This is a genomic window from Thiovibrio sp. JS02, assembly GCF_053485635.1.
Map to the genome: position 1 here is coordinate 3007441 of NZ_CM130715.1, position 12342 is coordinate 3019782.

The window sequence follows — 12342 nt, forward strand, 5'->3', positions numbered from 1 at the left end:
ACGCTGTACCTTACTGGGCTTCGCCTTGGGCCTTCTGCTTTCTGGAATTTTCATACAGGCCAAGAAAGTTGATCGGCTCCATGAGAAACGGGACAAAACCGCCATCCACCGAGGTCTGGCTGATGATCTGCCGGGTAAAGGGAAAAAGCAGGGCAGCGCATTCCACGGAAAGCACTGCGGGCAAATGCTCCTCAGGGATGTTTTTCAGCAGAAACACGCCCGCGTGCTCAACCTCGATGATAAAGAGGGTTTTTTCGGTCTGGCTGTTCGTCACCTTGGCGGTTATGGCCAGAGCAACCTCGTAATGATCCGCCGTCTCAAGCTTGCGATGCTTCAAGCCCAGGTTCACGTCCACCTTGGGCTCGCCCTTTTCCAGAAACACATCCGGGGCATTGGGGTTTTCAAAGGATAAATCCTTCACATACATCTTCTGCAGGCGAAATACGGGCGGCTGCGGGGTCTGGGCAGTCTCGTTATTCTGTTCCGACATGGGTTCGTCCTTTTTTAAGATTATCTTTCAGCCATCGTGGCAAACAGCGCACCTTCGCTGACTCCATTACACCTCTCTTTATAATGAAATACCCTGAAACGTAAAGAGCCTTTTGGTTAGTTTCTGATTAAAACTCCTGTTCCGCCAGAACCTTTCTCAGAAACTGACCGGTATGGGAGTTCTTTTCCCGCGCCACGGCCTCGGGTGTCCCTTGCGCGACAATGGTCCCTCCCTGATCCCCCCCCTCCGGGCCGAGATCAATGAGGTGATCCGCCGTTTTGATCACATCGAGGTTGTGTTCGATGACCACCACGCTGTTGCCGCCTTCCACCAGGCGATTGAGCACATGGAGAAGATGCTGGATATCGGCGGGATGGAGCCCGGTGGTGGGTTCATCGAGAATGTAGAGGGTTCGGCCGGTGCTCCTCCTGGCAAGCTCCTTGGCAAGTTTTATCCGCTGCGCCTCGCCGCCGGAAAGGGTCACCGAAGACTGGCCGAGGGAAATATAGGGCAGACCCACCTCGGCAAGGGTCTGCAGCTTGCCCTTGATCTGGGGCACCTTGTCGAAAAAGGCCAGAGCCTCCTCGACATTCATGGCCAGCACCTCGGCAATGCTTTTCCCCCGGTAGACGATATCGAGGGTTTCCTCGTTGTAGCGCCTGCCATGGCAGCTCTCGCAGGTGACGTAGATGTCGGCCAGAAAATGCATGGCGATTTTGATCACCCCCTCCCCTTCGCAGGCCTCGCAGCGGCCGCCCTTCAGGTTGAAACTGAAGCGACCCGGCGTGTAGCCGCGGGCCCTCGCTTCCGGCAACCTGGCAAACAGCTCGCGCACCGGGGTCAACACCCCCGTATAGGTGGCGGGATTCGAGCGGGGCGTGCGGCCGATGGGGCTCTGGTCAATATCGATCACCTTGTCGATCTGCTCCAGGCCCTCAAAACTGCAGACGCCGACATGTTCCGGCCCGTGCTGCAGAAAACTCTTCGCCCCCTTGTACAGGGTTTCGATGACCAGGGAACTCTTGCCGGAGCCGGAAACCCCGGTGACACAGGTCATAACCCCCAGGGGAATCCGCACCTCAAGATTGCGGAGGTTGTTGGAACGCGCCTGCCTGATGGTGATCCATGCCTTCTTGCCCGCCGCTTTTCTTCGTTTCTTCGGCACGGGAATAAACAGCCGACCGGAAAGATACCCGCCGGTCACGGATTTCTCTTCCTTAAGCAGGCCTGCGACATCGCCGTTGTATACGACCTCGCCGCCATGCACCCCGGCGCCCGGCCCGATATCGAGCACATGGTCGGCGGCGCGGATCGTGTCCTCATCGTGCTCGACGACCAGCACGGTGTTCCCCAGATCGCGCAACCGGATCAGGGTGTTGATGAGCCGCTCGTTGTCCCGCTGGTGCAGACCGATGCTCGGCTCATCAAGAATATACAAAACCCCGGCCAGCCGGGATCCGATCTGGGAGGCAAGGCGAATTCGCTGCGCCTCGCCGCCGGAAAGGGTCGCGGCCCTGCGCTCCAGAGAAATGTACCCCAACCCCACGTCATGGAGAAAGGTGAGGCGGTCGAGAATCTCCTTGATGATCCGCTCGGCAACGAACAGTTCCTGCGGGGTAAAGGAGAGGGCCGGCAGGTTCTCGAGAAGATGGGCAATGCTCTGCCGCGTCAACTCGTGGATGTTCCAGGGACCGATCCTTACCGCCAGGGCCTCGGGCTTCAGCCTTGCCCCCCGGCAAACCGGGCAGGCCTGCTCATTCATATACTGCTCCAACTCTTCCTGCACCGCGCCGGAGCCTGTTTCCAGATACCGCCGCGCCAGCTGGGGAAGAATGCCCTCAAAGGGCTTGCGGTGCGTGTGCAGGCGATGGAAGCGCACATAGTTGAAAACCACCTCCTGGTTGCCGGTGCCGTGCAGGACAACCTCCCTGGCCTTTGCGGACAGGTCGGCGAAGGGGGTATCAAGATCAAAGCCGTACTGCCTGGCCAGGCCTTCCAGCAACTCCTTGGTATAGGTGGAGGGCGAAGCAGTGTCCCAGGGGGCGATGGCGCCCTTGCGCAGGCTCAATCTCGGGTTGGGCACGACCAGATCAGGGTCGAAAAACTGCTTCACCCCCAGGCCACCGCATTCCGGGCAGGCCCCCTTTGGATTGTTGAAGGAGAAGAGCTGGGTGGTCAGCTCCGGCAGGCTCCTGCCGCAACGGACGCAGGCCGCCCGCTCGCTGTAGAGGATCTCTTTCCCGCTCTCCTGCAGCCGGACAAGCAGGAATCCCTCCGAAACCCGCACCGCCGTGCTCACCGATTCCGAGAGCCTTCTGGCCAGGGTTGGCTTGAGGACCAGCCGGTCGATCACCGCCTCGATGGTATGGCGCTTGTTTTTTTCCAGCGTGATCTCCTCCTCAAGACCCACAATCACCCCATCGATCCGCGCCCGCACATACCCATCCCTGCGAAGCCTGTTGAGGACCGCGACGTGCTCGCCCTTTTTCCCCTCCACCAGCGGAGCAAGGAGGATCAGCTTCGTGCCCTCGGCCATGGCGAGCAGGCTCGCCACCATGTCTTGGATGGACTGGGGCCTGATTTCCTCCCCGCACTCCGGGCAATGCGCCCTTCCGACCCGGGCGAAAAGCAGGCGCAGATGGTCATAGATCTCGGTGATGGTTCCCACGGTGGAACGCGGATTTCGGCTGGTGGTGCGCTGTTCGATGGAAACAGCCGGGGAAAGCCCTTCCAGGGAATCGACGTCCGGCTTTTCCATCTGCCCCAAAAACTGGCGGGCATAGGTGGACAGGGATTCCACATAGCGGCGCTGCCCTTCGGCATAGAGCGTGTCAAAGGCAAGGGATGATTTGCCGGAACCGCTCAGTCCCGTCAGGACAACGAGGCGGTTGCGCGGCAGATCGACATTGATGTTCTTGAGATTGTGCATCCGCGCCCCCCGGATGCTGATATATTTCGGCTCCATGAAATACCTGCCTTTAAAAGCTTATCGCAACGGCGCAAAGGTACAGTTTGTTAACGGATTACAATCCATTGATCACACGATGGATTCCATTTTTGATCAAAACTTCACCAAAATTTATGACAAGCCCGAGTTTCAATCTGCTCACCCTCAGGTAAGTGAGTAATTGAGCCTCAAAAACCGGATGATACTGGTTTGTCGCCTTGCTCTCTACGATTACCAGATCGCCGACAAGCAAATCAATACGCAAGGAACTGCCGAGCGTATTGCCCTTATAATTTACCGGAAGCATTACCTGTCGTTGCACGGCAACTCCCCGCGAACTCAACTCATGCACAAGCGCCTCTTCATAGATGCTTTCGAGCAGCGCCGGGGCCTCCCAAAGTACGATGCGCCTCCAAGGCAGACTCAACAATAACCCTGCTCAATTCGTTTTCTTTATTCATATCGTTGCGCCTTTGCGTTATTTTTTCCTCATTCGCACGGCAAAAAAGCCGTCCAGCCCCTGCTCCGGCGTGGTGCGGAAAAAGCCCGCCTCATCGACCAGGCTCCGGGCGGGGGCTGGAAGATACCCCTGGGCATTGGAGAGTGAAAAATCAGGGTGGTTCCGCAAAAAGCGTGAAATGACCTCCTCGTTTTCAATGGGATCAATGCTGCAGGTGGCATAGACCAGCACCCCTCCCTCGGCAAGCAGGCTCGCGGCAACGGCCAGCAACGCAAGCTGTTTCGCCTGGTTGCCCTTCAAGGCGTCAAGAGACCTCTGCCAGCGGATATCCGGCTGCCGGCGGATTACCCCCAGCCCGGAACAAGGCGCGTCAATGAGGATGGCCTGAAAACGATCCTGACGCACGTCGGCAAACTCCTGCAGGGTGCCGGCAAAAACCTCAACCGGGCCAACCCCGAGGCGCGCCAGGTTTTCCCGCAGCAAGGCGCAGCGTCTTTCGCCTGGTTCCACCGCGACAAGGTTGCTTCCCAGGGGCAGGAGTTGCGCCAGGAGCAGGGTTTTCCCCCCCAGGCCCGCGCAACCGTCAAGATAGGCGCCCTTGCCAAAGGGGCCAAGCAGATGGCAGGCAAGCTGAGGAGCTTCGTCCTGCACCTGGAACAATCCTTCCGTATATCCCGGCAGCTCGTCCACCCTCCCATGAAAATCGCCGAGCAGAACAGCCCCTGGGGCATATCTGCCGCGGGTGGCGTCGATGCGGCGTTTCTCCAGAAGTTCGAGATAGCTTGCCACCGCAATCCGTGCCGTATTCACGCGCAGGGCGAGCAGAGGTTCCCGGTTGTTCGCCGCGCAAATTTTTGCCGCGCGCTCATCGCCGTAGAACTTTTGCCACCGGCGGACAAGCCAGTCCGGATGGCTTTGCCGCGCGGCTGCTTCATCTGCTTGCGGCAAGGTCTCCTTTTGGCGCACGACGGAACGCAAAAGTCCGTTCACAAAGCCGGTCAGCCATTTGGGCTGCTTCAGCCGCCGGAGGGCCTGAACCGTTTCATTGATGGCGGCGGATTCTGGCACCCGGTCCATGAAGAGCAGTTGATAGAGGCCGATGCGCAGGGCGGCCAGGGTGAGAGGTTTCATTTTCTTGAGGGGATGGGAGGAAAATCGGGCAATGATTCCGTCCAGATACCCCTGCCAGCGGATCACCCCATAGACCATGGCCATGACGAAATGGCGGTCGCGCGGATCGCCCGGGACGGCCCTGGCGCACACCCCTTCCAGCACCAGATCCAGGGGCTCCTGCGAGTCCTGCCAGGCGAGGAGAACATCCATGGCGATGGCGCGGGTATTGGTCATAACATTCAGCTTTCAGCCTTCAGTTGTCTGCCTTCAGTTTTTTAATGAAACCCGAACGCATCTTTTTTATTTCAATAAGCTTCCCGAAAAACAGCTCGACATCATACTTTTTCATTAACCCCAAGGGCTGAGCAGGCAAGAGATGGGCCTTTTCCAGGACAGCCAACGCACGGAAATTGTTCATCCATGCTCCAGCAAAACGGTTAACGCTGAACTGCGGCTGAATGCCATGGGCTGCCAGCCAATCCTATCACCGAAGCAAAACGCCCGGTCACCTTTTCCCTGCGATACGAGAAATAGTCCGGGTCGCATTTCGTGCAGATGCCGGCGATCTCGATGTTTTCCGTCCTCAGCCCGGCAGCCGTGAGCTGGGCGCGGCTGATGGCCCAGAAGTCGAAATGGCGTGGCCGCGCCTGATGGGCATGGAAAGCCATGGGCAGTTCCGCCCGCGAATTGGCGAACTCGGCACAGCAGGGGCCGAGGGAAGGACTGATGGCGGCAACAAGGGCCTCCGGGCGTGAGCCGTAAGTCTGTTGCATCACGGTTACCGTGGCTGCGACAATGTTCTGGACGCTGCCCCGCCAACCGGCATGGATATTGGCAATGGCCCGCTGCTCCGGGTCGTAAAGCATGATGGCCTGGCAGTCGGCCTGCTGGATCGCCAGCCCCACCCCGGGCAGATTCGTGACCAACGCGTCAAAGCCGTCAAATTCCGTATCCGCTTCCGGCGGACATGCAACGACTTTCACGCTTTTCCCATGCACCTGCCTTGCGGAGACAAGACGGCGCAGACCAAGGTGTTCCTTGATCCGCCTCCGGTTTTCCCGCACAAGTGCTTCGTTATCGCCCACATGCAACCCGACATTGAGCGAATGATAAGGGTTCGTGCTCACCCCTCCCGTTCTGCCAAAAACAGCATGGCGAAGCGCAAGGTTGCCGAGATTGGCAAATGTTCGTATCCGGAGATCTGCAGTCATGCCTATGACGGATGGGGATCCAAGGAGGTGCGCCCTGCCGGGCGCGCTAAAAAAAAGAGGGAAGAGCCTGCGCCCTTCCCTCTCTGGTTGCTGCTGTACAACTGGTTCTAAGAACGATTTCTTAGAACGCGGCCTCAAAGGTCAGGTATACCTGATCCATGGACTCGATGGGGGTGTAGAACTGCGCATAGAGGGGATCGTTTGCCAGATCCTCGACCTTGTGCGGCGCACCCAGCCAGAAGCCGCTGCCGGTGTAGTCATACTCGTAGTGCTGGTAGCCGAGACGCATCCAGGCCTTGCCGAACTTGGAGATGGCCTCGCCGCCGGGGATGTCGTAGATGCCGTACACCTCCCAAACATCGCCGCGGGTGGCGAGCTTGGACTGGTACAGGTCGTCATGACCCGGGCTCATGGCGATCCAGTACTCGGAACCCCAGTTGTACTCCAGGCCGAGCTTCAGGCCGTAGTCGTCCAGGTCGTAGCGCACACCGGCATGGAAATGGTAGCCGTCGCGGTTGGTCGGATCTTCCCACCACTCGCCGAGCAGGCTGGTGCCAAGTTCGTCCATACCCTGGGCATTGGTCTTGCTCCAGGCCGCGCCGACAAAGTAGTTCAGCTTGTCGTACTTGTCCATGTAGACGCCGGAGGTGTGGTAGATGTCACCCAGGTTTGCCCGGTTCAGGAGCAGGTCCTGGGAGGGATCCAAGGGGTCATAGAGATCGTTGTTGACTTCCCATGCCGCATACTCCAGCGGGTTGGCGAAGTTTACGTTGTCCGGCACGTTGAAGACGTTGAAGGCGCCGAAGGACTGCAGGTAGAAGAAGCGGTTGCCCTTCTTGTAAATATCCCAGCTCACGCCGGCGAAATCCACGTCATTGAGGGTCCGGTTGCTGTCGCTGTCCGGACCGGACTCAAAGCCGCGGCCGTAGCAGACGCGAACCCGGCCCGGCATGTCTTCCTGGCCGAAAAGGTCGTTGTAGGCGTAGCCCACGGAGATACCGTCAAAGGGCCAGTCCATGACCGCGGTGGGGGTGGCCATGCGCTCGTCGCTGCCCAGCTTCAGGTTGGCGGGCGGGCCGTCGGTGGTGGGCCTGCGGCCGATGGAGAACCAGACCGGAGAGTCGGCGATGTTGTTCCAGTTCACAAAGGCGCGATCCACCCGGAGGATGGAGTCGCTGGGGTTTCTGGTGGTGGCGCCGTCAAAGGCGGTCATGTAGCCGCCCAGGGCAAAGGGTCCGCCGCCCATGCCGTTGTTGTAGGAGTAGTCAACCGGGTTGTTCTGCATGCCCCAGGCCTTGTACATGGCCACCCGGCCCTTGAACTCGACGTTCTCCAGGGCCTTGACCCGCATGTCCATGCGGAAGCGGTTGGTCCAGATGGTGTCGTTGTCATAATCCTGCGCAGCGGTGGGGTCATAGGCTCCCGACATCGAGCTAAAAATTGCCGCGCGGGCTGCGGGAGAAAGGTTTTTCATAAAACCGACCAGCGATTGTGCACTTCCGAAATAGCTCGTTACGTCACCAACAGTCGTTCCTGCTGGCATTGCGCCAAGCATGGTCCCAACTTCGGAATGATAAAAAATTGCAGCAAGGTCATTAGCATATTGGGCAGCTTCAGCGGCAGTGCTGCCATTGGCCTGAAATGCAGCATCGGCAGCAGCAATAAAATTCGCCACCGGTGTCACTTGCAATGCCCCCGCAAAAACTGTCAAGTCGGTTGCGGTTGTCATAGCAAAGGCTCCAAGCAAGGCATCAACATTGCTTGAAGACCCAGCCAACAACACATCGTTTACACCACGGGCAACATTCAACGCCTCGTAATGGGCCGGGGTGTCGGCGGTGACATAGTCCATCCGGGCGCGGAAGTCGCCGGAAAACTGGATCCGGGAGGACAGGTCCCAGGCCTCGGAGCGGTCTTCAAGAGCCTCCACCCGCTCGCTCAGATCGCCGGCCGGCGCTGCGGCCGGAGCTGTCTTCATGTTCGCCATCTGAGCCTTCAGCTGCTCGAGCTGCTTGGTCAGCGCATCGATCTGGCTCTGCATATCAGAGGTGCTCCCCGCACCTGCAGATGCCATGGCCGGCAGGGCAAGCAAGCCGGCCAGTGCCAACGTAGAAATTTTTTTCACCATCCCACTTTCTCCTTAAGAAAATATTGGTAAACCGGGCTGCGCAGGGCAGCCCCACTTACGATGCGGCATGCAACGTCAACATGCCGCCAAATAACAAGCAACCCCCCGGAACAGGGGAATTGCAAGATCAAGAACAATGTTATGCAATGACCAGCGTTCCGCCGACAGTGGCCGCCCAGCCTTGGCTCATGAGGCGCCAAGCCAGCAACATTGCGGAATTATAAGTTGGTACCGCAGTTTGCGCCCATTGTCAAAGCAAAAATGCGCCAAACCTGAATACTCCCTCATTTTTTGCCACCATTTCCAGGCTCCCGCATCAAGCCCAAACCTGCCGACAGGGAACTTAAAAAAACATTGCCAGCACGGCCCCCTTTATATTAAAGGATGAGTGATTTTAAAAATTGCCAAAACCAACGCAAACGCGCAAAATTTGCCCATGCCCGGGTCAACCCCTTTCGCCTGAAACGGGCGCGCTTACGGCCAGGGAAAAGGGCACCACCCTTGCCCTCTTCGCGCCTTTGCGCTGTATCGTTTCCTTCCCTTTGAACAAGGACACCCCATGTACTTTCAGGATATCATCCTCGACTTGAGCAGATTCTGGACCGAACAGGGCTGCGCCCTCCAACAGCCCTATGACATGGAGGTCGGCGCCGGCACCTTCCATCCCGCCACCCTCCTGCGCGCCCTTGGGCCCGAACCATGGAAAACCGCCTATGTCCAGCCCTCCCGTCGCCCCACCGACGGCCGCTACGGCGAAAACCCCAACCGCCTCCAGCATTACTACCAGTACCAGGTCATCATCAAGCCTTCTCCCCCCAATATCCAGGATCTCTACATCGAAAGCCTCAAACGCTTCGGCCTGGACATGCTTGAGCATGACATCCGCTTTGTCGAGGATGACTGGGAGTCTCCCACCCTGGGCGCCTCGGGCCTGGGCTGGGAAGTGTGGCTGGACGGCATGGAGATCACCCAGTTCACCTATTTTCAGCACGCCGGCAGCCTGGAGCTGCACCCCATCACCGTGGAGGTGACCTACGGTCTTGAGCGCATCGCCATGTACCTGCAGGGGGTGGACAGCGTTTATGACATCGCCTGGAACAGCGAAGTGACCTATGGGGATATCTTTCACCAGGCAGAGGTGGAGTTTTCCACCTTCAACTTCGAACATGCCAATGTTGAAGCGCTGCTGGGCTTTTTTGACACCTTTGAGCAGGAGGCGCACCGGCTGCTTGATCTGGGCCTGATCCTGCCGGCCTACGATTACTGCCTCAAGTGCTCGCACAGCTTCAACCTGCTCGATGCCAGAAAAGCGATCAGCGTGGCCGAGCGCACCCGCTACATCGGCAGAATCAGGAACATCGCCCGGAAGGTTGCGGAAAAATACGTGGCCCAGCGGGAGGCAATGGGGTATCCGCTTTTGCAAACGAAGGGGTAGCCCAGGCGCGGAGAACCAGCCAACAAACTGAAGCATGGCGCGCTGGAATGTTCTTTACGCGATTCCAGCGCGTACTTTCCTGCATAAAAAAAGGGTTGGGAGCAGCGCACACTCCCAACCCTTTTTTTTATTTGTGCAACCGATGCTTCTTCGCGCGGTTATGCCTTCTTCCTGCGCAACTTCCGGCCGGCAAGTCCGACGAGGCCGGTGCCGAAAAGGAGCATGGTGGCCGGCTCGGGAACTTCGTTATCCGGCGGCTGATAGGTGGTGCCGATGCCGTCCAGGAAGGCGTAGCCGCCATGTCCGCCCCAGCCGCAGTCGGAAACGATCAGCTCGACCAGGACCACGTCGCCCACTGAGAGCGAACCAAGAGACAGGTTCTCTGTACCATGTTTGTAGTAGAGATCGCTTCCCCACCCGGATCCGCCGCCGTCATCGCCGGCCCACACCCAGGAAGGATCACCGTAATGGGCCAGGGCATCCGCCCAGAAGGATGCCACGTCAACCCCATTCACCTTCACATTGATGCTGAAATAGGGCTGCGCGCCGGCGGGATGGGTGTTGTCCGGCTCGATGAGCATGGCGCCCCAGTTGACATAGAGTGTGCTTCCCGCATCAATATCGGCCTGGGTAATGGCATCCTGCTGCCAGAGCTTGGTTGCATGGGAGCCGCCCCAGATGTCGTTGATGCGGGCCATGTAGGTGCCGTTGTAGGGGTCCACGTCAAGAACCTGCCCATACATGGTGCCGGAACTGTTCATGACCGTGGCAAGACCGTTGTCAGCCGCCCCCCAATTGATCGTGGTGGTGTCATCCCAGGCCCGATAGCCATACTCCAGGTTCCAGCCCGTGAAGTCACCGGTCTCAAAGCCGCCGTTGTTAAAGAGCGCCGAGGCCGGTTGGCTCATCATCAACAACGAAGCTGCCGCCAATACACCAATTCCTGTTTTTTTCATGGATTCTCCTCCTTGTGGTAATCCCTCATGCGTATGCAAACACAGATACCCACCCAACACCATTCCCTTGGGAAGAGAAGCAAGATGCACGCCAGACATCCCGGGAAATAAATTTGTCGTTATTCCGAACAGTTCCCCAAACCCGCCACCGAGGAGAAGCATCCGGATTTCCGGAATTCAAGACTGACGTGCGGGAAGCCGCAAAAAACAGCGCAAAACAATTTTTTGACGAGGAAGGGGAAGATCGGCCAAGGCCAAGAAAATTTTCTTGCCTAATAAGGAAAGGACATAGTACTTAAAAAACTCCATACCTGGGGAGTTGCGGAAAAAGATGGCGGAAGTGCATGGGAATCGAACCCACCCACCAGGCTGTTAACCCGGTGCACCGGATTTGAAGTCCGGGAGAGCCACCAGCGCCCTTTCCACTTCCGTCCGTCCAGCTAAGATATAGTTTTGTCGCTTTGGAAACAAGATTTTTCTGTTTTTTTCAAGAAGTGTATGGGAATAGCCGGAAAAATAATGTAAATATGGCTCGACTTCCGGCAAACATGGGGTTTGCCCTTTCTTCAGGTCGATGTTCGGAACCACAACAAGGAGTCTGTCAACAATGGAATGCGAGCGCTTACAAAGGCTTGTCAAATCCTGGTATGCCCAGGTCCAGGAGGAGTCCATGGCGCCCGCCCGCATGGTCTCTTTTATGAATACGCATATTGCCGAGTGCGCCATATGCTTGGCAGATCCGATGGTTCGACAGGAGATCGAAAAAATCACGGCCATTGTCCTGCCGCCTTCCAAAATCCGCAAGACCTCTTCCAGCGAGGAAGAGGAGCTGGAATATGAAGAGGAAGGCGAAGCCGCCAGCGACGATGAAGTCCAGGACGAGGAAGGGGACGAGGATGAGGACGGCGACGACGAGTCCGAGGAAATCGAGGACGAAGAGATTGAGGAAGATGACCTCGACGACGAGGATATCTGATTATTGATCTGCCAGAGAATAGAAAAGAAAAAGCGCTCCCTGGGGAGCGCTTTTTTTTATTGGCAATGGGATGCAGACAACCTCGGCCATCGGCCACAGCGGCAAACGCCGACTGTCCGGCAATCCAACGCGCCGCGATAACCAGATCCTCAACCAGTTCCCTTTCGGCAAAGATATTTTTGATATGCTCATTGATTGTTGACTTTACCTTGCCGAAAAGTTGCGCCATGTGATCCTGGGTCAGCCAGACAGTTTCATTCTCCAGGCGAACATCAAGTTTGATATTTCCATCTGAATCCTGACAGACAAGGAGTTCTGAGTCGTTCATCGTTTCAGGGCCTCGCGGAAGGTGCGGTCCACCTCGACGCTGTCCAGGGTCTCAAGACGGTTGTGGTTCGGGTGATGGGAGCCAACCTTGCGGCCTGTATATCTATAGTTTCGCAGGTATTCATGATGGCGATTTTCAGAAATCCTATTCAATCCGAGAGGTTCAACCCTTCAAGTTCGACCCGTTATACTCCATTGACTTCTTGCTGATGATTTTTCAGCTGCGCCGCCGGAAATATCAATTCCGAGGATAAATCATTTAATTGCCAGTCTGGGCTCAGGTGACACAATTTACAGCA

At 57.4% G+C, this 12342-nt stretch carries 11 protein-coding genes and 1 tRNA gene; 2 read left to right on the plus strand and 10 right to left on the minus strand.

The window, feature by feature from the left end; genetic code table 11:
• Positions 1-10 precede the first annotated feature (10 nt).
• The 7 genes from secB to ACUUL3_RS13820 form a co-directional block, all read right to left on the minus strand.
• Positions 11-490: a protein-export chaperone SecB gene (gene secB, locus ACUUL3_RS13790; protein WP_448552263.1), complete on the minus strand. Its 480-nt coding sequence runs from the start codon at positions 488-490 to the stop codon at positions 11-13.
• A 127-nt stretch (positions 491-617) separates the two neighbouring features.
• Positions 618-3455, minus strand: a complete 2838-nt coding sequence (gene uvrA, locus ACUUL3_RS13795; protein ID WP_448552265.1) for an excinuclease ABC subunit UvrA — start codon at positions 3453-3455, stop codon at positions 618-620.
• Positions 3456-3513: 58 nt separating this feature from the next.
• Positions 3514-3867, minus strand: a complete 354-nt coding sequence (locus ACUUL3_RS13800; RefSeq protein WP_448552267.1) for a GxxExxY protein — start codon at positions 3865-3867, stop codon at positions 3514-3516.
• Positions 3868-3915: 48 nt separating this feature from the next.
• Entirely contained in the window at positions 3916-5244 is a 1329-nt protein-coding gene (gene rsmB / locus ACUUL3_RS13805) for a 16S rRNA (cytosine(967)-C(5))-methyltransferase RsmB (RefSeq protein ID WP_448552268.1), read from the minus strand.
• Between the two features lie 19 nt (positions 5245-5263).
• Positions 5264-5428 (minus strand): hypothetical protein, encoded by a 165-nt coding sequence (locus ACUUL3_RS13810; RefSeq protein ID WP_448552270.1) that lies wholly within the window; start codon positions 5426-5428, stop codon positions 5264-5266.
• A 19-nt stretch (positions 5429-5447) separates the two neighbouring features.
• A complete protein-coding gene (gene pgeF, locus ACUUL3_RS13815; RefSeq protein WP_448552271.1) occupies positions 5448-6221 on the minus strand; it encodes a peptidoglycan editing factor PgeF in 774 nt (257 codons plus the stop codon).
• Positions 6222-6342: 121 nt separating this feature from the next.
• Positions 6343-8349: a DUF3373 family protein gene (locus ACUUL3_RS13820; protein ID WP_448552273.1), complete on the minus strand. Its 2007-nt coding sequence runs from the start codon at positions 8347-8349 to the stop codon at positions 6343-6345.
• Positions 8350-8908: 559 nt separating this feature from the next.
• Here ACUUL3_RS13820 and glyQ point away from each other — a divergent pair.
• A complete protein-coding gene (gene glyQ, locus ACUUL3_RS13825; protein WP_448552275.1) occupies positions 8909-9784 on the plus strand; it encodes a glycine--tRNA ligase subunit alpha in 876 nt (291 codons plus the stop codon).
• 158 nt (positions 9785-9942) lie between these two features.
• Here glyQ and ACUUL3_RS13830 read toward each other — a convergent pair whose 3' ends face one another.
• Positions 9943-10740 carry a PEP-CTERM sorting domain-containing protein gene (locus tag ACUUL3_RS13830; RefSeq protein WP_448552277.1) on the minus strand — a complete coding sequence of 266 codons (798 nt, stop codon included), beginning with the start codon at positions 10738-10740 and terminating at the stop codon, positions 9943-9945.
• Positions 10741-11072: 332 nt separating this feature from the next.
• Positions 11073-11170 (minus strand) — tRNA-Sec (locus ACUUL3_RS13835).
• Positions 11171-11482: 312 nt separating this feature from the next.
• Between ACUUL3_RS13835 and ACUUL3_RS13840 the strand changes: the two genes are divergently transcribed.
• Positions 11483-11716 (plus strand): hypothetical protein, encoded by a 234-nt coding sequence (locus ACUUL3_RS13840; protein WP_448552279.1) that lies wholly within the window; start codon positions 11483-11485, stop codon positions 11714-11716.
• A 324-nt stretch (positions 11717-12040) separates the two neighbouring features.
• Here the strand turns inward: ACUUL3_RS13840 and ACUUL3_RS13845 are convergent, their stop codons facing one another.
• On the minus strand, positions 12041-12196 hold the full coding sequence (locus ACUUL3_RS13845; protein ID WP_448552281.1) for a hypothetical protein: 156 nt from the start codon (positions 12194-12196) through the stop codon (positions 12041-12043).
• Positions 12197-12342: the final 146 nt, after the last annotated feature.